Source organism: Hydrogenophaga sp. GW456-12-10-14-TSB4 (assembly GCF_059424305.1).
On record NZ_JBWKZH010000010.1, the window covers coordinates 37,688 to 60,212 of the forward strand.

The window sequence follows — 22,525 nt, forward strand, 5'->3', positions numbered from 1 at the left end:
CCTCACTTCCGAACGGTGCCGCCGTAGGAACTCCCGGCGAACAGGTTGTTGGAGTAGCCCGGGGTGCTGGTGCCCTGCGTGCTGGTGGTGGGATACCGCGCCTTCAGCTGCTGGTTGGTCAGGTAGGCCTGGCCCATGTCGTCGAACAGGCGGCCCACCGTGGCGCCTTGCGACGTGGCGCGCGCCGTGTCCGCAGCAGCAGCCATCTGGGCCGACGCCATGGAAGCCGCGGTGCCGGTGTCCATGCCGGACTGCGCCAGGGAAATCAGGTTCTGCCGCGTCTTCTCGTCCACGCTGCGCAGATCGGCAGCAGCACCCTGCCCGGCCGCCGTGGCGCGAATCTTCCCTTCGCCGTAGCGCGTGGTGAGGTCTGCGCCGGCTTCGGCATCCACCGAGCCCCCCAGCAAGCCAGAGCGCGCGAGGCCAAAAAGATTCTGGTTGCTGGCCTGCGTGAACTGCTTGTCGAGGTCGCGCGTGGCCACGTCGCGGGTGGCATCCTGAATGTCGGTGTACATGGCCTCCCGGCGCTCGCCAGCGCCTTGCGAGTCCTGCCACTGCTTCATGGCGGAAAGGAAGCCCGCTTCGTCGAAGGATGGTTCGGCCGCCAGCTGCTCCACCTGCGGCACCAGGTCACCGAAGGAGCCGTCGAGCATCCGCGACGCCGGGGCCGCTGCCGTGGTGAACTGCTCGCGGGTAGGAGCCGCCACGCCCTTGCCCCCGAAAGTGGCGTTGATCGTGTCCACCGCCGCTTGCACGCGGCGCTGGCGCTCCGCCTCGTCGGCTCGCATCTGCCCGGCACCACCATCACCGCCCTTGTGCAGGCGGCGGTCGAAGCGGCGGGGGTCGGAAGTCGAGTAGATCAGCATTTGAGCCTCACCAGGTCATATGTGTGTTGGAAGCCCAGGCCGCTCAGAACCCGGGTCATGGCCGGGGCCGTGCAGGCCTCGATCTCGTCAGCGCCCGATTCTTTGGCCCAGGCCACGAACTGGGGCCAGAAAGTCACCGCAGCGCGGGCCAGATCGCAGCCGCCCAGAGCCATGACGTTGAGCACCAGCTTGCGCGGGTAGTGGCGGAACTCGAAGAGCATGGCCAGGCGTGGCGCGCCGTCTTCGATCATCAGCGCGGCTATGGCGGTCCCGCCCTGCACCATCTCCTGCAGGTCTTCCAGCGTGAACTCGCCGCGCGCCGCGTGCGCCACCACCGGCGCGACCAGCTCCGCCACCGCCGGCCAGTGCTTCTCGATCAGCGCGGGCGTGTTCAGGAACAGGACGTCCATCACTGGGGCCCCAGGTCGTCGAAGTAGATCGTCAGCCGGTTGACCTGCACTTCCAGGTCGGGGTGCCCGATGAATCGCAGCTTGAACTCGGTGCCGCTGCCCTCCACCGGGAGCACGTCGCCGTTGTAGGTCCAGCCACCGTTTGCGCTGCCCACCTCGATCGTGTCGGCCAGCTCACCGGTGCGCCCGCCGTTGATCGAGACGTACACCTCCACGCTCAGGACGTTCAGGCCGTCGAAGTCCATGCCCGTGAGCGCCTTGAGGTTCCCCGGGGCCTTGAAGTCGAGCCACTGCGTCTCGGCCATGACGTAGGTGCTCTCGCTGTTCACCTCGCCGTCCAGCAAGAACACGTCCGGGCGCATCACGTAGAGCGCCAGTTCGTTTTCCTTGCGCAGGTACAGGCTGTTGCCCAACTGGGCCCAGGCGTGCACGTTGGCCGCGCCGTTGACGCCCAGCCCGTGCCAAGCCCAGGCATTGAGCTTGGCTTGGCGGCTGTAGGTCCATGCCGCCCAGCCGTACTCGCCCAGACGAGGCACCAGCGCGACGTTGCGCTGCGGAATCTGGCCAGCCGAGAACGGCCGTGCGGAGAAGTTGCCCGAACCGAACATGCTCAGCCCTCCGTCCAGCGGCCAGGCGCGCTGATCCAGTACTGCGACACAGGCCCTGCCGCGAGGCTGACGACGGCCGGCGCCTGGCCACCGTTGCTGAACCGGGTCAGGCTCTCCGGCGACTTCGTGAACGACTTGATGGGCAAGCCCACGTCCACGTCGGTGGGAAAGAGCGCGTTGGAGAGCGTGGTGAGGGAACGCACGCCGCTCTCAGACAGGAACAGCAGGTCGCCGTAAAGCGGCACGATGGAACTGTGGTGCCGCGTGCCAACCCCATCGACCACGCGCTCCAGCGCCATGGCGGTGGGGTCCGGGTCGATGTTCCAGAGCTGGATCGACTGGTCGGTGAACACCGCCAGCTTGCCCTGGTAGAGGCCCAGCCCGTAGACGCGCTGGCCGCTGGCGAAATGCTGCGAGGTGGGCAGGAACCCGGCGTTGTTGGCCGCCGTCCAGTCGGTGGGGTCGCCGACCTTGCAGAAGCGCACGGTCTGGCCATCGTCGGAGGCGGCGAAGATGCGCCCGGCGGCCGTCACCATGATCCCCGACTTCGGCATGGTGGCGTCCACGATGCTCGTAGGCGTCACCACGTGCGTTCCCGTGTTCACCGCAAAGACAGCGGCGTGGTTCGTCACCCCATCGTCGGGCGAGAGGACCGCCACAAAGCCGTTGTTCCACCGCGCGACACCCAGCAGGCGCGCGCGCGAAGCCTCCGCGAAGTTGCCACCCGAGCCGGTCGAGATGAACGCATAGACGATGCGATCGCCGGTGTCCAAGTTCACCACCTCGCTGCTGGCGCCCGGGCTGACCACATCCCAGCACGAGAACGTCCACAGGTAGCCTGCATTCGACTCCAGGCCCTTCCACTGCGGACCCAGCTCGAAGCCGCCGACAGCAGGCTTCCACTTCGGGCGACTGCGCAGCCAGCCGCCGGGCTGCACGTCCATGTTGATCATCTTGCGCAGGCTGTTCGCGGGCGCGACGCTGGAGGGGCGCGCGAGCAGCAGGCCCCCATCGAAGCGATCAAAGGTGACCGACGACATCAGCCCACCTGCCGAAAGCCGTTGGCCGTGGCCACCACGCGGGGCCGGCCGGGAGAGCACGCGGTGGGCGGCAGGAAGCGGCGGTTCTCGTTCTGGCTCACCTTCGCCTTGTAGAGCATGGTCTTGAACGACTGGCCGGCGGTGTCGGCGTCGGCCTTGCCGTAGTGCGCCTTGCCCAGCGCGATGGCGTAGCCCATCACCAGGCGCTCAGGTGCGCTGGGCTTGTCCGTGGGCTGCGTGAAGCGCGTCAGAACGCGGTTGTGATCGATGAAGAGCCTGTAGGTCTGGTCCGGGATGGGCCACACCTCCAGGGAGAACACGCCGTCGATGTACCGCGAGTCGTAGCGCTCCGGGATCGCGCGCAGCGACTGGTCGGCCCGGATCGCATGAGAGATGCCCTGGGGAAGCTGCACACGCTCTGAATCGCCCTGCTCGATCCAGACCGTCTGCACACTTCCCCGGGCAATCGGCTCCGCTTCGTCGGAATCCCATGGGTACTCGGCCACATTGGCCTGCAGCGTGATCGTGGACGTGATCGGCAGCCCGTCATCGAGCTGCCCATACACGTAGTCGTTGGCCTCGGTGAGGATGTCTTCCAGGGCCGGCGTGTTGCCCAGCGTGGCATGCAGCCCGCAGCGGCTGCGCAGCGTCTGCAGCATGGCCTGGAAGTTCTTGACGGGCGGCAGGGTGCTCATCGGTGGTCCTTGAAAGGCTGCAGTGCCGGGCCGCGGCCCGGCTCCATCACAGCTTGATGCAGGTCAGCACGGCGATGTTGCGCATGCGGGTTTCGTTGGCGACGCGGGGCGCGCCGTTCGTGCCGTCGGAAATCGGTGGTCCCACACGGGTGCCCGACGGATTCGTGACGCTGGCGTTGCCAGTGGTGCCGCCAAAGCCGTTGGAGGAGCCGGTGCCGCCCAACTGCGTCAGGCTCATGTCGTGGCCTTGGAACGCGTCCAGCTGCTCGGAGCCGAGCAAGCGCCCAGCATCCACGCCGCGGCCGTCGTCCCAGCCACGTCGCACGTTGGCCCGGAAGTTCTGTACCGGCAGGCGCTTGTTGGCGGCGTAGTCAGCGGCAGCACTCGCACCTCGCGTGCTGGCCGCGCCGGTGCTGGTCTGGATGGCGAGGACAGTCTGTGGAAACTCGGTCCACAGCAGCGTGAAGAGCGCCGCGGTGTCGGCGTTGGCACGGTTGGTGGCACCAGAAGCGGCATTCCCGATGGTGCCGCCGTCGCCCTTGATCCAGCCCGCCGGCGCGGTACTGCGCAGGAAATCGCGCACCTCGCCCACCTCCGGAGGCACAACGCCGATGGCGGCCTGAGCAGCAGCCTGGCTGGCGGCGGTTGCCACGGCCTCGCCCACGGCAGTCATACCCAGCGACGCTCGCCATTCGGCGCGCGCGGCGCTTGTCGATGGCGCCGGAATGCCCAGGCCGACCAGCTTGCTGCCAGCCGAGAAGCTGACCGCCAGGCCGCCGTTGGAAGATCCGCGCACCGTGGTGCGGGTGAGCTGGTTGGCCGCCGAGTAGGTGCCCAGGCCGTATTCCCATTCGCCAGAGGGGCGCCCCGACTCGTCGACGGCCTCGATGTAGTACGGCACGGTGTCGGTCACCGCGCACACGGCTGCGAAGGTTCGATAGCCCAGCACCGCCCCAGCGAGCGTGAAGGGGCCAGTACCTGCGGAGGTACTGGCCTCCAACACGCGGTTTTCGATGACGTGGGTCATGGCTCAGGTGGTGCTGGTGTGGTCAGGCCGGTGCGCCGGCGGCTTCGATGGCCTCGATGATCTTGGCCTTTGTGGCAGCAGGATCGACAGCCACGCCCATGGCGGCGGCGTGTTCCAGCAGCTGCGGCTTGCTCATCTTCGCCAGGGAGGGCGCTGCGGGCTGCTCGCCGGTGCCATCGAAACCACCCAGGCCCGCGTCCACCTGGTCCGGCGCGTCGCCGACCTTGAAGGATTCGCAGGCCTTGGCCACCTTGCTCTTGAAGTTCACGCCGAAGGCGGCTTCGACGGCCTCGGTGCCGTACTTCCTGGCCAGGCGGTCGCCCTCGTCCTCGACCGTCACCACCGTGGGTTCGGTCTTGATGCCGCGGACTTGGACGTTTTCTTCGCCGAACACCGCCTTTTGCACCTCGACCTCGTGCTCGGGCACGGTCACAGGGAGGATGGTCATGGCGTCGCGCGCCACCAGGAGCGCGATGGTGGAAACAAGGATTCGAGAAGTCATGGAGATCTCCAGGGTGTGCAGGGATGAAAGGGAAAAGGGCCCGGCGAGTGCCGAGCCCTGGCCACCGTCAGGCGGCGACGATCACCGCGTTGGCATTGCGGCGGTTCGTCTTCATGGCGCACCGCAGATCCAGCGATGCGTAGGTGGCGCGCACGTTGTGCGGCGGCGTGGGGTTGTAGACGGACATCTCGTCGTCTTCGTACTTCACGTGCTTGGTGTTCAGGAAGTAGCAGCGCTTTTCCCACAGCGAGGCGGCCACCGGTGCTTCCAGCGTGTCGAGCACGCTGAAGGTCGGATCCCACTCGATCTCCACGCCCTTGAAGAACAGGCCGGTGCGAGCGCCCTGGCCGGTGGCCACGTCGATCTGCTTGGGCTTGCCCGCCTCGGTGTTCTGCGTGAGCGTCAGGATGCTGGCGTAGGCGTCGATGAAGGTCGAGCCGGCCAGGATCTTGTTCGGTGCACCGCCGTTGCGGATGCACGCGCGCCAGGCAGCTTCCATCGTCGCGCGCAGGGCGTTGGTGGCCACCGCACCGGCGAAGTAGTTGCGCCACATCGCGCTGGTCGCAGCGTTGATGCCACCCACCGTACCCACGGCCGGGGTGCGAGACACCAGCGCGTCCAGGCCCACCACAGCGTCAGCACTGGCCGTGCCATCGCGGTGCAGCTCCAGGTCCAGCTTCTCGATGAAGCCCAGCTCGAGCGCTTCCATGTGCTCGGTCAGGATGTTGTAGAGGATGACCTTCTCGTTGGGCTCCAGGACCAGCTTGCCCTTGCTGGCAGGATCCGGGTCGACGCGGATGCCGGCGGAGAACAGCATGTCCCAGTCGAGGTACAGGCCGTCCAGGGCGACGCGCCATGGGAACTGAGCCTGCTTGACGGTGGAGCGCTTGTTGAAGGTGCGGGCGGTTTCGCCGAACGACCAGGCGAAGTTCGAGCCGTACGAGTCGCGCACGTTCTCCACCGAGAACTGGCGGGCGGGCAGCAGCGTCTTCTTGCCCGACATCAGCATCTTGATGAAGGGCCGGTCGGTGCCGATCTGATCGACCGGGCGGTTGCGCATGTAGTTGTCGAGCGCGGCGACGGTGACCGTTGCGAGGTCGGGTCCGGAAATGGGCATGGTGCCTCTCCTGTGCAAAGTTGATGAGCTCTGCACGCCACCCACCGCACCCTGTGGTCGAGGCTTTTTGCCGGCGCTGCCCTGCCGGCGGTGACCTCGGCTTACAACCTGATGGGCGGCACCTGCAAGGTGCTGAAGGCCGCGACCCCTTCTTGCTTGCGATTTCCCCGGCGTGTGCGCCGCCTCTGAAGCGCCGGTTGCGAACCCGGCTCACGACTTGCATCAATGGCGACTGCGGGACGGAGTGTCAGCCGCGTGTCAACCCGCCCGGCCAAAAAGTGATCGGGCGGGCCCTGCGGTCACAGGCCGGCTGCTGCGAAGGCGCTTTGCACCGCGTCCAGCGCGTTCTTGGGCGCGGTGGCCACGGGCGCGCCGCTGCTGACGTTGCCGGGCCGCAATGGTTGCGGCACCGCAGGCGCGGGGGCCGGCGCCGGCGGCGTGTAGGCGTCGTACATCATCAGGATGGCCGCCTGCCATTGGTGCGGCTCGTAGGTGGTGACGAACTGCTGCAGCTTCACCGGGTCAGCGAGATGCCCCTTGATGAACGTCACCTTCGCGTCGTGGCCGGGCAGGTGCTTCCGCTGCTCCAGCGTGGCGTCCATCTGCGTGGCCGCCTTCTGCACGTTCGCCTGGAACAGCTGGAAGTCATCGGTCTGCTGCTGGGTGCGCTGTGCCGTCTGGTTCTGCGTGCGCAGGCGCACCATCTCCAGCGCGTCCTCGCGCGACAGCGTCATGCCCGCCACGCGCTGCTGCAGGTCGGGGTGCTGGGCCAGCAGGTCGACGCCCGCGACTTCGGTGCCCAGGCGGGTGGCGATGTCGGCCCGCAGGCCTTCGATCTGGTTCAGTGCGGCCTGCAGGTCTTGCGGGCTGCTCGACTTGTACAGCCGGCCCAGCGTGAGCACGGTGTTGAATTCCTCGGGCGCCAGGCCGCTGTCGCTCACCATGCGGCGCACGCTGTCGAGCTGCTCCGTGGCCTCAGTGGCGCGGCGCTCCAACTCGGGCACGCTCTTCACGCGCTCGGTCAGCTCGTTCCAGCGAGCCTTTGCGCGCTCGGTGATTCCTTCGGGCGGCGTCTCGTCGAACTGGCCAGGCGCTGCGGGTGCGGCGGCAGGAGCGGCAGGAGCGGCTGGGACAGGGGCAGCGGCGGCCGGGGCCGGCGCAGCGGGCGCGCCAGCAGCTGCAGCAGGGTCAGTGCCCACGGCATCCAGCAGCGTGTTCAGGCCTTGGAACGGGTCGGCCGGCGCTTCAGCCGCGGGGGCAGCAGCAGGTGCTTCGGCGGGCGCAGCGGCCGGCGCCTCTGCTGGTGCGGCGCTGGCGTCCGGGCTGGGCGCGGGAGCCGGTGCACTGCCACCGCCGGCCGCGCCGGGTTCGTCGTTGAAGAATCGTCGGATGAGGGTATTGATGAGCATGGGTTTTCACTGCAGGGTAGTGAGCGCCGGGGCTGGGCCGCCCGGCATCGGCATGCCCGACGCGGTGCCGGGAATCTGGGGGAGCCCAGGCGCGGGCGCAGCCATCTGCGGCGCTGGCTTGGGCGGAAGGAATCGATCGACGTCGATGGTTTCGTCGAAGCGTGCGGCGGTCTCGCGCACCAGTTCGCGCTCGGGCTCGCTGTCGCCGCCCTGCATGTCGATCTGGCGAATGACCATCACCATCTCGCGAATCAGCGGGAGCGCGCGCGTCCAGATCTCCTGTTCCTTGAGCTTGTTCGGCGCGGCCGTCGAGCCGGCCCGGATCTTCATCTGGATCAGGTTGAACACCGTCTCTGGCGAGGGGTTCTCCGGCCACTCGTAGGTCGGCGATGGTGGCGGCTCCGGCTGGGGCATTGGCGCACCCATCGCAGCGCTGGCCATCGCCATGAGCGGATTCGGTGGCTCGGGCGGCGCGGGCTGTGGTCCCATGATCGTTTCCACCATCGGGCGTGTCATGGAGAGCAGGCACACCTCGCTGGCGAACTGGGCGATCTCGGTCAGCCAGTCCTCGATCTGGTCGCGGAACTCGGCCACGCGCGCGGCCAGCGACTGGTCGGATATGGCGGCCTCGGTGGCGGTCTTCGCCTGAACCACCACGGAGCGCGCGGCATCCTGCAGACCTGACACCATCTCCCAGTCGTTGCGGATCGGGCTGGTGTCGTACACCGCCGGGTCGATCTGCAGCTGCGTGCCCTGCTTCAGGAAGTTCTCCAACGGCTGCCCGTTGGTGTCCACGGTCACGATCTCGCCGATGCCTGGGATCACCAGCTTCTTGATGGACTTCGCGTCCGCGTCGGCGCTGGCCGTGAAGTGCGGCCGGATGTTCTGGCGCACCTCGGCGAACTTGTCGCGAGTTTCGTTGTGCTCCTGCTGCAGCTTCTCCAGCACGTCGACCATGCTCTGGGCCACGAACTCGCCGTCGACCGACTGGAACGGCAGCAGGAAGTAGGGATACCAGCGCTCGCCCAAGCGCTCGGGGTGGTACGGCTCTCGGGCGAACTTGGATTCGATGCCCGCCACCAGGGTGTAGATGGTGTTGTCGAGCTTGCTCCAGGCCTCGTACACCATGACCATGGGGTCATCGCCGCCGGCCACCAGCGTCGCGCCGGCGTAGAGCCCACGGCGAGGTGCGTCCTCGCTGGAGTCCTTGCCCACCTTGAAGATCGTGGCGCGGTCCAGCAGGCTGGCGCCCTCGGCATCCACGAGGTCGGGAAACAGGCCCTTGGCCTTGGACTTGCGCATGGGGATCTTCTCGATCAGCCAGTCGCCGGAGGCATAGTCCCAGATGTCCTCCACCGCGGGGTCGCTCAGCAGGCGCTCGGTGCGCACCAGATCCATGGTCAGGCCCTCGGCGGCCACCACCTCGCGCTGCGCTTCGAGCCCGGCGATCGCCTGCTCCAGCTCGCGCTTCTTCGCCTCCTTGTCGCCCCGCTGTTCCGGATCCTCGATCTCAGCCAGCAGCGCGTCGATGTGCGCCAGGTTGTCCTGCGTGTCCTCGATCCGCGCCTTGATGTGCGGGTCTTCCTTCATGTCGCGCTGCCACTGCACCTTGACCACGCCAAAGCTGCAGGTCATGGCCGCCTTCACCGCGCGCTTGGCCTTCTGCTTGAGCTTGGCATCTTCCAGCATGGTCTGGGTGACCGTGCTCACGGTGTCGGCGAACAGGCGCAGCGGGCGCGACTTGTTCGTGGGCTCGCCCGACATTTCCGGGTTCTTGGCGTACACCTTGGACAGCACCACGCTGATGGTCGAGGCGATCAGGTTCGCCCGGTCCTTGTTGTAGGCCGCGGTATCCGGTTCGGCTTTGTCGTCGATGCCGCGCACCACCTTGCGGTTGTGGGCAACGCGCTTGTGGAAGGTGCCCCAGTGCTTCTCGGACGCCTTGACGCGCTCCATCCACGTCTTGACCAGCGGGTCGGCCTGCTGGTTGGTGCTGGTGCCGTTGGGCGCCTCCATCGAGGCCAGGTTTACGCTGGGCGCGGGCGCGTCGAGAGGTTGCTGCATGGTGCTGGTCCTGGGGGTGTTGGGCGGTAATGTTGGCCGCTACGCCCCAGGGAACGCCGGAAAGTGATCAGCGCGCGACCTCGTGGCGGCCGTCCTCCAACACCCTGGCGCCCCCTGCGGTGGCCGGGTCCGGGCTGTCGCTGCCCACGGCCTCGGCCGGCGTGCTGGTGCGACGCATCAGGCCCGCCTTCAGCATGTCGAAGCAGTGGTCTTCCGCCTCGGTGTCCACGTCGTCCGGGTCGTCCGGGTCCGGCTCGATCGCCGGCACCGTGCGGATGGTGTGCTCGCACGAGCTGAAGATGGCCAGCTCGTCCAGTTCCAGAGCCTGCTTCACGAGCAGCGCGCCGGCCTTGCGGCTCCCGGGCCCGGCCCACCACGGGCGGAAGTTGAGCCCGGCGCGGCGGAAGGTCTGCGAGTGGGTGTTCTGCGCGCCGTACTGCGCGCCTCCCTTGGCGAACAGGTCGGGGCCGGTCAGGCGCAGTCCGATCTCGTATCCCAGGCGCTCGTCGTGCGCTTCCCTCGCCAGGATCCGGGCGGCCACCTTGTCGGGCGTTTCCTTCGTGCCGGTGTTGGCCAGCATGCGGCCCTTCTCGTCCTTGGCGATGCCGTAGAGCTCGCGCCAGAGGTAGGTCTTTCCCTCCGGATCCTTGGCGAACCAGCCCACGGCGTAGGGCTTGGCGTAGCCCCAGTCCATGGCCTGCCAGAGCTTCCAGTGGGCTGGGATGACGAACGGCTTGACGATGTGGCGCTCCGGATCCCAGGCGTCTTCCAGGAACGCGCCGATGTGGATGTCCCAGTCGCCGAACAGCCAGGCCTTGCGGCGGTTCGGGTCTTTCGTGCCCTCCAGGGTCTTCAGGTACTCCGGGTCATTGGCGAGCAGCGTGGTGTTCTCGCGGATGTCGCCGTGCACGTAGGTGCGCTCCCGGCCGGTGTCGCCGTCGCGGATGATGGTGCCGGGCGGCACGCCGGCGCGGCCGAGCTGGTACCGGGCCTTCACGGCGGCATGGCCCCGGCCGTAGGGGTTGCAGGTCGCGCGCACCATGCGGGGCATGCCAGCCACCGAGCTGCGGCAGCAGCTGTGCATCATCTCGAAGAAGTTCAGGTCGCGCCAGTTGGTCAGTTCCTCGAAGCCGATCCAGGGGTATTCGTGGCCGTGGTAGTCCCAGTAGTCATCCTCCTTCACGCCCACGCGCAGCAGCAGCTCTTCGCCGTCGGGGAAGATCCATTTGAAGTCGGCGTGGCTTTCCAGGAAACGGGCGTTCGGGAAGAACTTGCGGAACCACCGCTTCGACTTCTTCACCACGTCGGCCAGCTGCTTGTAGGTCTCCCGGAACAGGATGCCGCGCCACTCAGCGCCAAAGCCGCGCCCGACGAACTGGGCGAAGGACATCAGCAGCGCGTCGGTCTTGCCCGGGCCGCGCGTGCCCTCGTACAGGCACTCGAACACCGGGCAGGCGAGGAACAGGGTCTGGCTGCCGGGGTGCGGCTTCCAGGCGATGGGGGGCAGCGGTGGGGGAAGGATCATCCGCCTGGCGTGGCCTTCTGCACCTGCGCCGACCAGGCCGCCGCGTCGGTCATGATCCCCGGCACCACGAGCACCCCGCCGCCAGGCGCTGGTGCTGGCAGCGGCTTCCCTCCGCTGGTGTGGTCGATGCTGCCGCGCTCGCGGTACTTGTTCGGCCGCCGGCTCTTCAGCATGAAGATCATGAGCGTGTCGCTGGGCTTGCGCACCGTCAGGAATCGCGGGTTTCCCTGCTCGTCAACCGCCTGCACCGGCTTGTAGACCGTCACCATCCGGCCCTTGGCGTTGCGCTCGCGCGTCTCGACCATCTTCAGCGTGCCGTCCGGGTTGTGCTCGTAGATCGGCGTGAGCTGGCCCTGGTAGATCACCGGCTCTTCCACGCCATGCACAGCCCGGCGCACCGCCTCGCGCTCCAGCACCTCGGTGCCCTCTTCCAGCGATTCGTCCCAGGCCTCGGCGAATTCCGCGTCGCTTTCCTTCCAGCGGTAGACGGTCTTTCGGTTCACGCCCGCCTCGTGCGCAGCCTCTCCGATGGTCGCCCCTTCGCTCACGGCGGACAGGAAAACCAACATGGCCAGCTCGTTCACCTCTTTTTCTGGCGTGGCTTTCGTGGCTGCCTTACGTCCCATGCTTCACCTTCTTCCAGTGCTCGTAGGCCTCGGCAGGAGTGGCGCCCTGCCCCACGTACCAGAAAGGCAGCTGCGGGCCACGGGCACTTCTGCCCAGACTGTTCACGCTGGAAGCGCATTCCCACCACTGGCCGCGCAGTGCTATGTGCGGCTTGGTCTGATCACTTCGCATGGCTTACTTCCTTTGGTACTACTTGGACCAGCTCAGGCTTGATCACGAGGGTTCCGAACCGGCGGTTCTTGGCGGAGAGGTATCGGCAGACCAGGCGCTCGTGGTCGTCCTTTTGCCCTCCCCCGCTTCTCCGGCCGCCACGGTATGCGACGACTTCAGCGAGCGCGCCGGTTGGTGTTCGGACGGTGGCGCCGATGGGCACGCTCTCCACGTCGATGGGCCTGGGGATCAGGGGCTTGGCGGGCCGGGCTTTGGGCAGGGGTTCGTCGAACAGGTCGAGCTGGCGGGCTCGGGCTGTCGCCTCCTGCAGGCAGCGCTGTGCGCGATCGCGCGAGGACCGCGACCGGGCGAGCGCAACCGAGACGAGCGGCCACAGGCCCAGCGCCTCAAGCTGTGCACGAACCTCGATCGAGATCGCTGGCGTCACCCCTTCGCCCTCCCTGGGAAATTGCGCCGGCGCGCTTCGGCGCTGGCCTGTTTGTCCAGGCTGGTGAGGTGCCACATGCCGCAGACCTTGCAGCGGTAGGCGGTCTGTGGGCTGTGCTTGGCCATGCCCTTGACGCCGCGGGCGTTGAAGTCCCGGGCGGCCGTGCGGGTGTCGAACGGCTTCTTGTCGAAGCAGGATCGCTGGGCGGTGGCCATGGTGAAGTCCTTGCCCAGGCGCTGGATGCGCTTCTCGCGGCTCATGCTGCAGCCCTTGCTGCCAGGAACACCCGTCGGATGGTGATGGCCAGGGCGCCCTGCTCGTCCAGCTTCTTCAGCTTCCACATCTGACCGTGCAGGCCAAGCAAGGGGCCGCGGTGGCACGAAGCACACAGCGCGATGGCCAGCCACCAGAGGCCCTGCACGATCTCGTGCACCTCGGATGGGTTGGCTTCGCCGCCGCCGGCATCGCACACCGAGCACGGCTGCAGCGCGACGTAGCGGATGTAGTCCGCCTCGGCGACCGTGGGGGCCTTCTTGTTCTTGGACTGCACGGTCTGCCTTTACGCTGGGTAAGGAACGCTCGGGGGCTGGATGCTCTGGTACAGGCGCTCTTTCAGCTCGAAGCCCATCAGCGGCCAGATCTTCTGCACGGCGTTGGCGCGCGCGATCTTCTTGCCGATCTCGGCGTCGAAGTTCTCCGGGCTGGCGCATGCGCTCTCGCCGGTGACGGTGAAGCCGTTGCGCAACACCAGCACGCAGAAGGTGAGCAGGCGAAGCGGTGAGGCAGCGCCAACAGGCGGCTGGTCGGAAAGCGGCGTTCCTGCTGCGGCCGCACCTTCAGCGCCCTCGGCGGCGGTGAAATACCACCAGCTGGCGATGCTCGCCTCGATGTCGGCAGGAGTGACGCGCGGTGCGGTCTTGCCTTTGGCCTGGATTTCGCGCTCGATGGCGCTGTCGCTGGTGTCTGGGGATGCGATGTGGTTCATGGATTCCTCTGAGTTGCGGCCGGTAGAGGGCGCGGCCGCGTCGCCCTCAATCGGTCTTCTCGGAAAACGTGATGCCGCAATCGACCACGCCGTAGGCCTGCACGGCGACGATGAACTCCGAGAACTCGTCGTCGCTCAGCCTCTCGGTGGACTTCGGCAGCTCTTTACCGGCATCGTCGAACTGGGCCGGGCAGAACAGGTCCTTCAGGTGGCGCTTCCACACGGCTGGCGTGTAACGGACGCGCTGCTCTGCGATCGGGTCCCACAGCCACACCTGAAAGGCGAAGTCGGACAGGATGGGCCCGTGGAACATCTTGCGCAGCTCGTGGCGCAGGTGCGTGTTCACGGTCTCGAAGATCACCCGGCCGGCCGCGCCGGTGCGCGTGTGCGGCTTGATGACGTCCTGGTACAGGTGGTTCACAGCCTCGTGCGCCTGGCGCGGGCTGGCTACGTCGTATGCGTGCCTCACCGGAACACCCCCGCGAAGCGCTGCAGCACGGTCGGCGCTGCCTTGGGCTCCCAAGCCTTGGCTGGGGGCAGGTTCCACTGGTCGGTGGCCACCTCGGTGTCGGCATCCTTCGGATCCGGTTCCTCGGTGTGTTCGAGCGCGAAGTCAGGATCGGCGGCGCCCTGCTCCAGCACGGAGGCCGGCAGGATGTTGGCCCAGGTGGATCTCATGTGTGCCTCCGGATCCAGTGAGTGCGCACGCCCTTGAACCACGCCCACGAATAGAGGAAACACAGGGCGAAGATGCCCCACTGCTCGTTCGCGTAGCTGGTCCAGAACCAGAAGGGCTGTGCGCACAAGCCGCTGATGCAGGCCCAGCGCTGCACGCGGGCGCGATGGTCCTGGCTCAGGCGGATGGCGGCCACGCCGAACAGCGCGATGCCGACTTGCTCAATGCCCGTCATGCGCTGTTCCTCATCTGCCAGTGCGCGATCAGGATCGACTCGGCGCGGTTGTGGTCTTTGGCCCGGGCGATGTCGGTGCACCCGGGATACAGCGCGCGGGCGGTGGCCAGCGCCTTGGCCTTGCGCTCAGCGTCCTTGAGATCGGAGTCGATCAGACCGTAGAAGCGCTTCCAGGTCTGGGGGTGGGCGTAGGTCACCGGCAACCGGAAGCACTCCAGCACGCACTCGATCGCGCCCAGCGTGCGCAACAGCGAGCCTTGCGTCTGCACACTGTTGTTCTTCCCGCCCATGGCGCCCACCGCCTCCACCACCGCGGCGATGGGCTCGCCGGCCGGGCACAGCTCCAGCAGCATGGTCTTCAGCGCCAGGCCGTCCACCTTGCTTTTCACCAGCGCCTTGGGGCCGACACCGGGGATCGGCATGGTGGGGATGTCGAAGACGGCCAACAGGCCGTTGTGACCGAGCACGGCGCACGCGCCGGTCAGGCCAGGGTCGATGCCGAGCACGATCACAGGTCACCGCCTTTCACCCGAACCCGGGATTCCGGCTTCGGCTGGTCCTCGGGCCAGTCTTTGAAGAGGGTGTTCTCTCCCACGTACATCACCTCCACCTTGCCCGCGGCCCCGCCGCGCTGCTTGGCGACGATCAGTTCGGCGATGTAGTCCCACTCCGTGGGCAGGCCCGGCTTCGCGCGGCATTCCCGGTACACGAAGATGCACACGTCGGCGTCCTGCTCCACGGACCCGCTATCGCGGAAATCGGACATGAGCGGGCGCTGGTCGGTGCGCTGCTCCACCTTGCGGTCGATCTGGGCGAGCATCAGCACGGTGATGCCCAATTCCTTGGCGAGGCCCTTGAGGCCCTTGGTTATCTCGTCGAGCTGGTAGGCGCGCGACATCTTGCTGTCCGTGCCAGCCATGAGGCCGAGGTAGTCCACGATCAGCAGGCGCAGCCCGTGACGACGCTTGAGCGCGCGAGCCTTGGCGCGCACCTGGTTGATGTTGAGGCCCACCTGGTCGCTGGTGTAGAACGGCGTGCGGCGCAGGCGTTCCGTCGCTTCGGTGATCCGCGGCCAGTCGAAATCCCGCAGTCGCTCGCCGCGCTGGACGCGGCTCAGGTGGATCTGCGACACCATCGACATGCGGCGCTCGTGCACCTCGGTGCGCGGCATCTCCATCGAGAGCATGCCAACCGCGTGGCCGGCCTCGGCGAACGTGTTACCGATGCTCATGGCCAGCGCGGTCTTGCCCATGCTCGGGCGGCCCCCCAGCGCGATCAGGTGCCCCTCGCGGAGCCCGCCATTCAGCAGTTCGTCGAGTTCGGCCAGGCCGGTGGGCACGAAGGTCTGACCGCCCGTGCCCTGGGCTTGATCCTCGATGCGACCGAGCAGCGCCACCATGCCGTCTTCCGTGCCCTCCCAGTCGTCGCGCGGCGCGCCTTGGTCGCCCAGCGCAATGATCTGCTGCTGCGCCTGGTCCAGCACCTCGGCGGCCGTGCGGTCGCCCGGGTTGAACGCCGCGGCGGCGAGTTCGTCGCTGGCGGCCACCAGCTGGCGCAGCACCGACTTCTCGCGCACGATCTCGGCGTACCGCCGCACGTTGGCCGCGCTGGGCAGGTACTGCGCAAGCCCGTTGAGGTAGCCCAGGCCTCCAGCGTCCTCGGCCTTGCCCTGGTCGCGCAGGCGCTCGAAGACCGTCACCACGTCGGCGGGCTTGCTGGCGTTGATCAGCGCGGCGATGGCGCCGAACAGCACGCGGTGCTCGCTGCGGTAGAAGTCGGCTTCGGCCAGCAGGTCGGCCACTCTGTCCCATGCGGCGTTGTTGAGCAGCAGCGCGCCCAGCACCGCCGTCTCGGATTCGATGGAGTGCGGCGGCACGCGCAGCGTGGCGGCCTCGGGGTCGGCCATGAAGTCTTCGGGTTCGGTCATGTTCATGCGGGGTCCAGGGTTTTCTCGATCACGTGCTTCATGCCGCGATCGGTGAGCAGGAAATCGAGGTCGCAGCGCCAGTTCGCGTGTTCACCGCTGCGTGGCGTGCGGCCCATCAGGAAATCGTTCTGGGCGGCCCGGGCGAAGTAGTCGCGGAACCACTGCAGCGCCTGCTCGGTCGTCTCGGCGCGTCGTGACCCATCAGCCCGCCGGGACTGCAGGGCAAAGGTCCAGGCCTTGGCCAGGGCCCGCGTGCGGTCCTTGGTCGCCAGCCTCACCTGCGGCAGGTCCGGCAGGATCTCGTGGTACAGGTCGATCAGGGCCTGCGTCGGGCAGGTCGGCAGCTTTGCTGGCGACGAGGAACCGACAGGTTCCTTCTCCTCCGAAGATGAAGAAGAAGATGAAGAAGAAGGGGGGGGATTCTCGAAACCCGGAAGGGGGGTTTCGTAACCCCCCTTGTCTTTGCGCGGACGCCCCCCCTTTGAACCGGCCTCCGCGCCCTTGATCCCATGTTCCGCACCACCCGTTCCACCAGCTGCCCGGCGGTTGCGCAAGTCCTCATCGCGCACCATGCGACTGCTGAAGATGACACCCTCATCGGTGCGGCGCGCCACCCCTGTGTCGAGTAGCTCATCCAGCAGGGCCTCACATTCCTTGGCAGACAGGCCGACCTGCCGGCCGAGCTGCGCGGGCGTCATGCCCTTGCCGTTGATGGTCAGGTGCCCGTAGGGCTCGCACTCGTGGGCAAGGCACATGACGTTGATCCACAGCCCCTGCGCGGCCATGGAGCAGGACTGCAGCTCCACGTCCTTGCGCCAGTCGGCCGGGTAAAACTGGAAGGCCGGACGCTTCACGGTGCCGCCTTCCCCATGTCCAGCGCTTCGGCGCTCTGGAACCACGCGCCCGCCTCCAGCTCGGCCGTGAGGCGGGCCTTGTGCTCAGGGCTGCGGCTTCGGATCGCCGCGTACATGTCGTGCATGTGCTGGTAGCCTTCGTCCGGCCGTTCTTCCTTGAAGGCCTTCTGCATCAGCTCACCGCAGTGCTTGATGTGGAGGTCGAGCTCCTGCTCGGTCATGGGTGGGGGCGTGGTGCTCATGCGGCCTCCAACATGTCAAACAGCGAGGGCATGCTGGCTTCCTGCTCCGCCAGCCGCAGGTAGTGCACCTGGTCGGCGAAATAGGCGGCGCTCAGTTCCGAGCCGCGAGCCAGACGGCCCAGCTTGATGGCGCGCACGCCCACCGTGCCCAGTCCATGGAAGGGGTCGTAAACCACCTCGCCGCGGTTGCTGTAGCGTTCGATCACGCGGTCGACGATGTCGAACTGCAACGGGCAGACGTGCTTCTCGACAGCGCGCCGGTGCTGGTCGCTGTTGAGCGTGTGCATGCGGTTCACGTCGTGCCACACGTCCGGGTGATGGCTCCCGGGGGCCAGGCTCATGAAGGTGCTGGGCAGCGCGTTGCGCGCCTGCAGCTGTTCGCCGATGCTCACGTGGTGCTCGAAGTCGTACACACGGCGCAGGCTGTCTTCGGTGAAGTACTTGGCCAGCTTGGCCGGGCCCATGGCCGCCATTTCCTCGGCATCCAGCAGGCGGTTGCCGCTCGAGCGCCAGAGGGCGTGTGCATCCACCTGCCAGCGCGCCAGGCTGTATTCCTCGACGGTCTTGCGCACCGGCAGATCGGCGTAGCCGCGGCTCCGATCGGTCTGCGGCTTGTGGAACAGCAGGATGTATTCGGGCGAGCCGACACCCATCTTCGTGCCGTCCTTGCGCATTTCCGAGTAGCCCAGGCGGTAGGTCTGGTTGTTCTCGCGCACCACGTCGGTGACCACGGTCACCATGCCCATGTAGTCGAAACCGTGCTTCAAGCCATGGAACAGCGCCTCGGCGTGGAACGGACTCACGGTGGGCACGCCGGCACCGGTGACGTTGCCGAAGTTGATCCGGTCCTTCACGTGGCAGGCGTAGATGCGGCCCGGCTGCAGGATCCGCAGCAACTCGGGCGTGAGGAAGTCCATCTGCGCCCAGAAGTGATCGTTCCCCTCGGTGTGGCCGAAGTCGTTGTACGAAGGCGTGTATTCGTAGTGGTTGGCGAACGGGATCGACGTGACGATCAGGCCCACCGAGTTGTCGGCCTGCTCGCGCGCCTCCAGCACACAGTCGTTGTTCGCCACCTCGAAGCGCTCGCCCTTGACGACGCGGCGCTCCACACCGATCGAGCGCGCCAGCGTGTCCTGCATGGCCAGATGGTTCAGGCCATAGGTGCGGATGATCTCGGCCATGCGGGCCTGCATCTCGTCGTGCTGGGCCCACTTCTCCTTCAAGGTGGACAGCACCTCGCGCTCGGCCTCGGTGTGCACGATGTCGATACGCACGCGCTCGGCCTGCCCGAAGCGGTGCACGCGGTGGATGGACTGGATGAAGTCGTTGAACTTGAACCCGACGCCCGCGAAGATTTCTCTGTGGCAGTGGCGCTGGAAGTTGCAGCCGCTGCCCGCGATGATGGGTTTGGTGGACAGGATCTGGTGGCGGCCGTCGCTGAAGTCCACGATGCGCTGCTCGCGTTCCTCCAGGTCCTGGGTGCCCCACACGCTGACCGCCTCGGGCACGGCCGCCTGAATGGCGTGGCGCTCGTCCTCGAGGTCGTGCCAGACGATGAAGTGATCATCGGGAGAGCACGCGATCAGCTCCTGCACGCGCTGCACGCGCGCCGGCATGCTGTTGCGCTTCTCGGTGGCCGCCGCCGACAGGCCCATGGCCACGTCGGGAATCAGCAGGCCCTGGCCGTTCTTCTCGCTGCCGGACGCCTCATAGTCGCTCGGCACCTCGTGGTACCGGACGTCCAGCTCGGGCAGCACATAGCCTTCGTCGCTGTGGCCCAGGTCGCTCGGGCGCTGGATGAACACCGCCCAGCTCGCCACCCACATCCAGAATTCCTGTTCCTTGTGCGGGTACAGCGTGAGGTTGCCGGCCTTCTCGCTGTCGCGCTGGAAGAAGCGGGTCAGGGCTTGGCCGGTGTCCATCACGCCCAGGTAGCCGGCGTAGTGGATCAGCTCCTTGAAGCGGTTCGGGCTGGGTGTGGCCGTGGCCACGAACTTGAACTCGACGGGAGCGAAGGCCGGCAGGAATTCCTGATAGGTCTTGCTGCCGTAGCTGCGCAGCACGCTCGCTTCGTCCAGGCTGGTGGCGCGGAAGCGCGCGGGCGTGATCTTCCCTTCGCGCACGCTCTCGTAGTTCGTCAGGTAGATGGTCGCGGGATCGTCGATCTCGGCGTCTGTGCGCACGAAGCGCAGGTCCACCGCGTGCTCACCGGTGAAGCGCAGCGCGGCCTCGCGCGTGAACTCCTGGCGCACGCCCAGCGGCAGCACCTGCAGGCGGTAGGCGTCGGGGTGGCGCGCTCCGACCAAGCGCAGGATTTCGAGCTGCGTGGCAGTCTTGTGCAGGCCGAAGCTGGCGAAGATGGCGCGGTTGCCACCCTTCACAGCCCAGCGAGCAATGTCGCGGGTGTGCGGCTTCAAGGCGGGGTTGACGTCGCCCTCGGGCACGTCGAACCCGTCGAAGCTGGCCAGCCTCACCTTGGCGCGCAGGAAGTCTTCGTACGCGCCCATCAGATGGCCGCCTTGCTGATGCGCCGCGTCTTGGCGGGATCGTTCTTCACGCTCACGTGCCGACCAGTGGCCTTGAGCTGCTTCTGCGCGCGATCGGACAGGCCGCCCACCACCGGCACCACGGACGCGCTCTTGTGGCCCCCGTGTGCGCCGGCCGTGGCCTGCTTGCTGGTGAGGTTGCAGAAGATGCTGGGGCCGCGCGCCATGCGAGCCGCAAGGTCAAACCCGTTGCCGCGGCTGATCGGCGTCTTGGTGCCGGGCCAGTAGAAGGATGTGGTCATGCTGATGCCCTCGCGTGGAAGGTTTCCATCAGCACGCGCACCTTCAGCTCGGCTTCCTTGCGCGCTTCGCGCTCGATCGCGAGCAGGCGCTCGGCCTCGGACTGGATCTGCACCAGCGTGCAGCCCACCTGGAATGCCTGCCACTCCGGATAGATGCGGTTGCCCACCACGTCGCAGAAGAACGGCACCAGGTCGGCCTGCAGGGTCGCCGTGCCGGCTTTGATGCGGGAGAAGTACCCAGCGTCGATGCCCAGCGCCAGGTAGATCTCCTTGTCTTCCAGCCCGGACGACTGGCACGCCAGCGCGAACGCTGCGGCCCCGGTCTTCTGTCGCCGGATCAGCTCGATCGGCATGTCGTTGGCCGGCGCGCGGCGCGACAGCGCCAGCTCACCCTGCTCAACCGGATTCAATTCTTTTGACGCCACTTGACTACCCCCTTCGGGCAAAGAAAAAGCACGATCCAAGTCATGAACTCGAATCGCGCTTTGGATGTGGATGGATCAGGCCTGCCCTGCGGTGGCGGCCTGGGATGCGATGCCCGTGGGTGCGGGTTCTGCAACACGCTCCCGGATGAGGCGCTGTGCGGCGGCCCGGTCGGTCAGGGGCAACTCATCCAGGGTCAGGTGGCCGCCACCCAGTGCGACGAACACGTCGGCCATGCCCAGCTCGATCTGCTTGTTGGCATAGGCCACCTGGTTGCAGTAGCCGCGACTGGTCCCCGCCTGTTGGGCAAAGGACTCGCGCTCGGCGACGGGCAGATTCGTGAAGAAGGTTTTGAAGTCCATGCCGGAAAGTTTACCCGTGGGTAACGCAAAGTCAATACCCGAAGGTAAATTACCCTCTGGTAACTTCGTCTGCATGGACGTTTTTGACCGCCGAAGGGCCAAACTGCGCGAGTTGCTGCAGACGCTGTCAGCCGCTGAGCTGGCGCGCGCCTCCGGCGTCGCCGCGAGCTACATCAGCCGCGCGCTGAAGGAGCCGGGTGACGAGGGCTACAAGAACATCGGAGAGGTGACCGCGCGCAAGCTCGAAAAAGGCGGCCGCAAGCAGGAGGGCTGGATGGATGAGATCCAGCCCAGGCTGCACTTGGCGCACAGTCGCGCCTCCGAGCCCATCGCGGAATACAACAAGGCAAACGGAGACGTGGTGATTCGACAGTTCGATGTGGGCGGAGGGATGGGTGGCGGGCGCTTGCTGCTCGACGATCAACCTGGAGTGATCAAGAGCTGGCACGTAGACCATGACTGGCTGCGCCTGAACGTGCGCAGCTACTCGGCGATCGAGAACCTGTGCATCGTGACGGGGTTCGGCCCCTCAATGCGGCCGATGTTCAACCCCGGTGACCCCCTGCTTGTGGACCGCGGCATCAAGGTCGTGGAGGTCGATGCGGTGTTCTTTTTCCGCGTGGGCGAACACGGCTTCATCAAGGCCCTGCAGCGGATCCCGACGGCCGACGGCCTGATCCTGCGCGCGAAGTCGAAGAACCCGGACTACGACCCCTTCGACATCGACCAGAAGACCATGGACTTTGAGGTGCTGGGCAAGGTGCTCACCGTCTGGAAGAGCGAGCAGTTTTAGAACGCGAGCGCACGGAAACCAATTCAACAGGGAGACTTCATGGGTAGCTTTTCAATCTGGCACTGGCTCGTAGTTCTGATCTACATCGTGGTCGTTGCGTGGCCTCTGTGGCGGATCGTTGGCAAGACTGGACTGCACCCAGCCTTCTCTCTCGCGCTGCACATCCCTCTGGTCAACATTGCGGGACTGTGGTACCTGGCCTTTGCCAAGTGGCCCGCACGCCGCGATTGACCGCTCGTTCGACCATCTGAAGGAAAACCATGCGCTCAATCGTTGCCGTCACCGCACTTCTCGCCGCCCTGTCGGGCTGCGCAAACCACGTCTACAGCCTGAGCTATTCGCCCATCACCAAGGAATACGCCCAGCAGCTCGATCAGGTGGCGCTAGGGATGACAAAGCCCCAACTGCGCACCCTCTTCCCTGACATGGTGACCCGTGGCCAGACTGCTGTGGGCGGCAAACAGGTGGAGGCCATGGAGCTCTCGCACAACTACTGGACGGGCGTCGGGGGACGCCTGCAGGAGGACCAGCTGTGGTTCTACTTCTACGAAGGCCGCCTGGTGAAGTGGGGCCGCCCCAATGACTGGCCAGCGCCGAACGAACTGATCATTCGGCAAGGCTGAGCGCCCCGACCATCGCAAACACAGCCCGCCGCGCGCGGGCTTTTTCACGCCTGGGCAAACCCTCGAATGAAAAAAGTTTACCTGCGGGTATTGACTAACTGATTACCTGCGGGTAAATTCTCTCCATCG

30 protein-coding genes are annotated in these 22,525 nt (G+C 66.7%); 2 read left to right on the forward strand and 28 right to left on the reverse strand.

Features of this window, described 5'->3' with window-relative positions; genetic code table 11:
- Positions 1–2 precede the first annotated feature (2 nt).
- From AC07ZS_RS07500 to AC07ZS_RS07635, 28 genes are all read right to left on the reverse strand, one after another.
- On the reverse strand, positions 3–866 hold the full coding sequence (locus tag AC07ZS_RS07500) for a hypothetical protein (protein WP_494797962.1): 864 nt from the start codon (positions 864–866) through the stop codon (positions 3–5).
- Positions 860–1,276, reverse strand: coding sequence for a hypothetical protein (locus AC07ZS_RS07505; RefSeq protein ID WP_494797963.1), 417 nt, complete (start codon positions 1,274–1,276; stop codon positions 860–862). Before AC07ZS_RS07505 ends, AC07ZS_RS07500 begins: the two co-directional genes overlap by 7 nt.
- On the reverse strand, positions 1,276–1,884 hold the full coding sequence (locus AC07ZS_RS07510) for a hypothetical protein (protein ID WP_494797964.1): 609 nt from the start codon (positions 1,882–1,884) through the stop codon (positions 1,276–1,278). Before AC07ZS_RS07510 ends, AC07ZS_RS07505 begins: the two co-directional genes overlap by 1 nt.
- 2 nt (positions 1,885–1,886) lie before the next feature.
- Entirely contained in the window at positions 1,887–2,924 is a 1,038-nt protein-coding gene (locus AC07ZS_RS07515; RefSeq protein WP_494797965.1) for a hypothetical protein, read from the reverse strand.
- Complete coding sequence (locus AC07ZS_RS07520) at positions 2,924–3,619, reverse strand: phage adaptor protein (RefSeq protein WP_494797966.1); 696 nt, start codon at positions 3,617–3,619, stop codon at positions 2,924–2,926. The genes AC07ZS_RS07515 and AC07ZS_RS07520 overlap by 1 nt, the downstream gene beginning before the upstream one ends.
- Positions 3,620–3,665: 46 nt before the next feature.
- Positions 3,666–4,646 carry a hypothetical protein gene (locus AC07ZS_RS07525; RefSeq protein WP_494797967.1) on the reverse strand — a complete coding sequence of 327 codons (981 nt, stop codon included), beginning with the start codon at positions 4,644–4,646 and terminating at the stop codon, positions 3,666–3,668.
- Positions 4,647–4,668: 22 nt separating this feature from the next.
- The gene (locus tag AC07ZS_RS07530) at positions 4,669–5,148 is read right to left on the reverse strand and encodes a hypothetical protein (RefSeq protein WP_494797968.1); all 480 of its coding nucleotides are present in this window, start codon (positions 5,146–5,148) and stop codon (positions 4,669–4,671) included.
- 67 nt (positions 5,149–5,215) lie between these two features.
- A complete protein-coding gene (locus tag AC07ZS_RS07535; RefSeq protein ID WP_494797969.1) occupies positions 5,216–6,265 on the reverse strand; it encodes a phage major capsid protein in 1,050 nt (349 codons plus the stop codon).
- Positions 6,266–6,564: 299 nt separating this feature from the next.
- Positions 6,565–7,674: a hypothetical protein gene (locus AC07ZS_RS07540; protein WP_494797970.1), complete on the reverse strand. Its 1,110-nt coding sequence runs from the start codon at positions 7,672–7,674 to the stop codon at positions 6,565–6,567.
- 6 nt (positions 7,675–7,680) lie between these two features.
- Positions 7,681–9,738, reverse strand: a complete 2,058-nt coding sequence (locus AC07ZS_RS07545) for a hypothetical protein (RefSeq protein ID WP_494797971.1) — start codon at positions 9,736–9,738, stop codon at positions 7,681–7,683.
- Positions 9,739–9,805: 67 nt separating this feature from the next.
- Entirely contained in the window at positions 9,806–11,263 is a 1,458-nt protein-coding gene (locus AC07ZS_RS07550) for a terminase (protein WP_494797972.1), read from the reverse strand.
- Positions 11,260–11,889, reverse strand: a complete 630-nt coding sequence (locus AC07ZS_RS07555; protein WP_494797973.1) for a hypothetical protein — start codon at positions 11,887–11,889, stop codon at positions 11,260–11,262. The genes AC07ZS_RS07550 and AC07ZS_RS07555 overlap by 4 nt, the downstream gene beginning before the upstream one ends.
- Positions 11,879–12,061 carry a hypothetical protein gene (locus tag AC07ZS_RS07560; RefSeq protein WP_494797974.1) on the reverse strand — a complete coding sequence of 61 codons (183 nt, stop codon included), beginning with the start codon at positions 12,059–12,061 and terminating at the stop codon, positions 11,879–11,881. The genes AC07ZS_RS07555 and AC07ZS_RS07560 overlap by 11 nt, the downstream gene beginning before the upstream one ends.
- Positions 12,051–12,488, reverse strand: a complete 438-nt coding sequence (locus AC07ZS_RS07565) for a hypothetical protein (protein WP_494797975.1) — start codon at positions 12,486–12,488, stop codon at positions 12,051–12,053. Before AC07ZS_RS07565 ends, AC07ZS_RS07560 begins: the two co-directional genes overlap by 11 nt.
- Positions 12,485–12,748 carry a hypothetical protein gene (locus tag AC07ZS_RS07570; protein ID WP_494797976.1) on the reverse strand — a complete coding sequence of 88 codons (264 nt, stop codon included), beginning with the start codon at positions 12,746–12,748 and terminating at the stop codon, positions 12,485–12,487. Before AC07ZS_RS07570 ends, AC07ZS_RS07565 begins: the two co-directional genes overlap by 4 nt.
- Positions 12,745–13,038 (reverse strand): hypothetical protein, encoded by a 294-nt coding sequence (locus tag AC07ZS_RS07575; RefSeq protein WP_494797977.1) that lies wholly within the window; start codon positions 13,036–13,038, stop codon positions 12,745–12,747. Before AC07ZS_RS07575 ends, AC07ZS_RS07570 begins: the two co-directional genes overlap by 4 nt.
- 9 nt (positions 13,039–13,047) lie before the next feature.
- Positions 13,048–13,473 carry a Gp49 family protein gene (locus AC07ZS_RS07580; RefSeq protein ID WP_494797978.1) on the reverse strand — a complete coding sequence of 142 codons (426 nt, stop codon included), beginning with the start codon at positions 13,471–13,473 and terminating at the stop codon, positions 13,048–13,050.
- 46 nt (positions 13,474–13,519) lie between these two features.
- Complete coding sequence (locus AC07ZS_RS07585; RefSeq protein WP_494797979.1) at positions 13,520–13,942, reverse strand: hypothetical protein; 423 nt, start codon at positions 13,940–13,942, stop codon at positions 13,520–13,522.
- Entirely contained in the window at positions 13,939–14,151 is a 213-nt protein-coding gene (locus AC07ZS_RS07590) for a hypothetical protein (protein ID WP_494797980.1), read from the reverse strand. The genes AC07ZS_RS07585 and AC07ZS_RS07590 overlap by 4 nt, the downstream gene beginning before the upstream one ends.
- Positions 14,148–14,384 carry a hypothetical protein gene (locus AC07ZS_RS07595; protein ID WP_494797981.1) on the reverse strand — a complete coding sequence of 79 codons (237 nt, stop codon included), beginning with the start codon at positions 14,382–14,384 and terminating at the stop codon, positions 14,148–14,150. The genes AC07ZS_RS07590 and AC07ZS_RS07595 overlap by 4 nt, the downstream gene beginning before the upstream one ends.
- Entirely contained in the window at positions 14,381–14,896 is a 516-nt protein-coding gene (locus AC07ZS_RS07600) for a hypothetical protein (protein WP_494797982.1), read from the reverse strand. Before AC07ZS_RS07600 ends, AC07ZS_RS07595 begins: the two co-directional genes overlap by 4 nt.
- Positions 14,893–16,317, reverse strand: coding sequence for a replicative DNA helicase (gene dnaB / locus AC07ZS_RS07605; protein ID WP_494797983.1), 1,425 nt, complete (start codon positions 16,315–16,317; stop codon positions 14,893–14,895). Before dnaB ends, AC07ZS_RS07600 begins: the two co-directional genes overlap by 4 nt.
- Complete coding sequence (locus AC07ZS_RS07610) at positions 16,314–17,165, reverse strand: hypothetical protein (RefSeq protein WP_494797984.1); 852 nt, start codon at positions 17,163–17,165, stop codon at positions 16,314–16,316. The genes dnaB and AC07ZS_RS07610 overlap by 4 nt, the downstream gene beginning before the upstream one ends.
- On the reverse strand, positions 17,162–17,407 hold the full coding sequence (locus tag AC07ZS_RS07615; protein WP_494797985.1) for a hypothetical protein: 246 nt from the start codon (positions 17,405–17,407) through the stop codon (positions 17,162–17,164). Before AC07ZS_RS07615 ends, AC07ZS_RS07610 begins: the two co-directional genes overlap by 4 nt.
- Positions 17,404–19,914 carry a DNA methyltransferase gene (locus AC07ZS_RS07620; protein ID WP_494797986.1) on the reverse strand — a complete coding sequence of 837 codons (2,511 nt, stop codon included), beginning with the start codon at positions 19,912–19,914 and terminating at the stop codon, positions 17,404–17,406. Before AC07ZS_RS07620 ends, AC07ZS_RS07615 begins: the two co-directional genes overlap by 4 nt.
- Entirely contained in the window at positions 19,914–20,195 is a 282-nt protein-coding gene (locus AC07ZS_RS07625) for a hypothetical protein (RefSeq protein WP_494797987.1), read from the reverse strand. The genes AC07ZS_RS07620 and AC07ZS_RS07625 overlap by 1 nt, the downstream gene beginning before the upstream one ends.
- The gene (locus AC07ZS_RS07630) at positions 20,192–20,605 is read right to left on the reverse strand and encodes a transcriptional regulator (protein ID WP_494797988.1); all 414 of its coding nucleotides are present in this window, start codon (positions 20,603–20,605) and stop codon (positions 20,192–20,194) included. Before AC07ZS_RS07630 ends, AC07ZS_RS07625 begins: the two co-directional genes overlap by 4 nt.
- Before the next feature lie 90 nt (positions 20,606–20,695).
- Entirely contained in the window at positions 20,696–20,980 is a 285-nt protein-coding gene (locus AC07ZS_RS07635; protein WP_494797989.1) for a hypothetical protein, read from the reverse strand.
- A 16-nt stretch (positions 20,981–20,996) separates the two neighbouring features.
- On the opposite strand from AC07ZS_RS07635, the gene AC07ZS_RS07640 reads away from it, so the two are divergent.
- Both AC07ZS_RS07640 and AC07ZS_RS07645 read left to right on the forward strand, forming a co-directional pair.
- Positions 20,997–21,773, forward strand: a complete 777-nt coding sequence (locus tag AC07ZS_RS07640; protein WP_494797990.1) for a S24 family peptidase — start codon at positions 20,997–20,999, stop codon at positions 21,771–21,773.
- 260 nt (positions 21,774–22,033) lie between these two features.
- Positions 22,034–22,396, forward strand: coding sequence for a hypothetical protein (locus AC07ZS_RS07645; RefSeq protein WP_494797991.1), 363 nt, complete (start codon positions 22,034–22,036; stop codon positions 22,394–22,396).
- Positions 22,397–22,525: the final 129 nt, after the last annotated feature.

Coding starts and splice junctions, on each gene's coding strand:
- AC07ZS_RS07540 (WP_494797970.1), bottom strand. CDS start 7,674: ATGCTCATCAATACCCTCATCCGACGATTCTTCAACGACGAACCCGGC.
- AC07ZS_RS07570 (WP_494797976.1), bottom strand. CDS start 12,748: ATGAGCCGCGAGAAGCGCATCCAGCGCCTGGGCAAGGACTTCACCATG.
- AC07ZS_RS07620 (WP_494797986.1), bottom strand. CDS start 19,914: ATGGGCGCGTACGAAGACTTCCTGCGCGCCAAGGTGAGGCTGGCCAGC.
- AC07ZS_RS07545 (WP_494797971.1), bottom strand. CDS start 9,738: ATGCAGCAACCTCTCGACGCGCCCGCGCCCAGCGTAAACCTGGCCTCG.
- AC07ZS_RS07550 (WP_494797972.1), bottom strand. CDS start 11,263: ATGATCCTTCCCCCACCGCTGCCCCCCATCGCCTGGAAGCCGCACCCC.
- AC07ZS_RS07525 (WP_494797967.1), bottom strand. CDS start 4,646: ATGACCCACGTCATCGAAAACCGCGTGTTGGAGGCCAGTACCTCCGCA.
- AC07ZS_RS07635 (WP_494797989.1), bottom strand. CDS start 20,980: ATGGACTTCAAAACCTTCTTCACGAATCTGCCCGTCGCCGAGCGCGAG.
- AC07ZS_RS07645 (WP_494797991.1), top strand. CDS start 22,034: ATGCGCTCAATCGTTGCCGTCACCGCACTTCTCGCCGCCCTGTCGGGC.
- AC07ZS_RS07555 (WP_494797973.1), bottom strand. CDS start 11,889: ATGGGACGTAAGGCAGCCACGAAAGCCACGCCAGAAAAAGAGGTGAAC.
- AC07ZS_RS07615 (WP_494797985.1), bottom strand. CDS start 17,407: ATGAGCACCACGCCCCCACCCATGACCGAGCAGGAGCTCGACCTCCAC.
- AC07ZS_RS07520 (WP_494797966.1), bottom strand. CDS start 3,619: ATGAGCACCCTGCCGCCCGTCAAGAACTTCCAGGCCATGCTGCAGACG.
- AC07ZS_RS07530 (WP_494797968.1), bottom strand. CDS start 5,148: ATGACTTCTCGAATCCTTGTTTCCACCATCGCGCTCCTGGTGGCGCGC.
- AC07ZS_RS07560 (WP_494797974.1), bottom strand. CDS start 12,061: ATGCGAAGTGATCAGACCAAGCCGCACATAGCACTGCGCGGCCAGTGG.
- AC07ZS_RS07515 (WP_494797965.1), bottom strand. CDS start 2,924: ATGTCGTCGGTCACCTTTGATCGCTTCGATGGGGGCCTGCTGCTCGCG.
- AC07ZS_RS07595 (WP_494797981.1), bottom strand. CDS start 14,384: ATGACGGGCATTGAGCAAGTCGGCATCGCGCTGTTCGGCGTGGCCGCC.
- AC07ZS_RS07535 (WP_494797969.1), bottom strand. CDS start 6,265: ATGCCCATTTCCGGACCCGACCTCGCAACGGTCACCGTCGCCGCGCTC.
- AC07ZS_RS07580 (WP_494797978.1), bottom strand. CDS start 13,473: ATGAACCACATCGCATCCCCAGACACCAGCGACAGCGCCATCGAGCGC.
- AC07ZS_RS07500 (WP_494797962.1), bottom strand. CDS start 866: ATGCTGATCTACTCGACTTCCGACCCCCGCCGCTTCGACCGCCGCCTG.
- AC07ZS_RS07510 (WP_494797964.1), bottom strand. CDS start 1,884: ATGTTCGGTTCGGGCAACTTCTCCGCACGGCCGTTCTCGGCTGGCCAG.
- AC07ZS_RS07505 (WP_494797963.1), bottom strand. CDS start 1,276: ATGGACGTCCTGTTCCTGAACACGCCCGCGCTGATCGAGAAGCACTGG.
- dnaB (WP_494797983.1), bottom strand. CDS start 16,317: ATGAACATGACCGAACCCGAAGACTTCATGGCCGACCCCGAGGCCGCC.
- AC07ZS_RS07625 (WP_494797987.1), bottom strand. CDS start 20,195: ATGACCACATCCTTCTACTGGCCCGGCACCAAGACGCCGATCAGCCGC.
- AC07ZS_RS07590 (WP_494797980.1), bottom strand. CDS start 14,151: ATGAGATCCACCTGGGCCAACATCCTGCCGGCCTCCGTGCTGGAGCAG.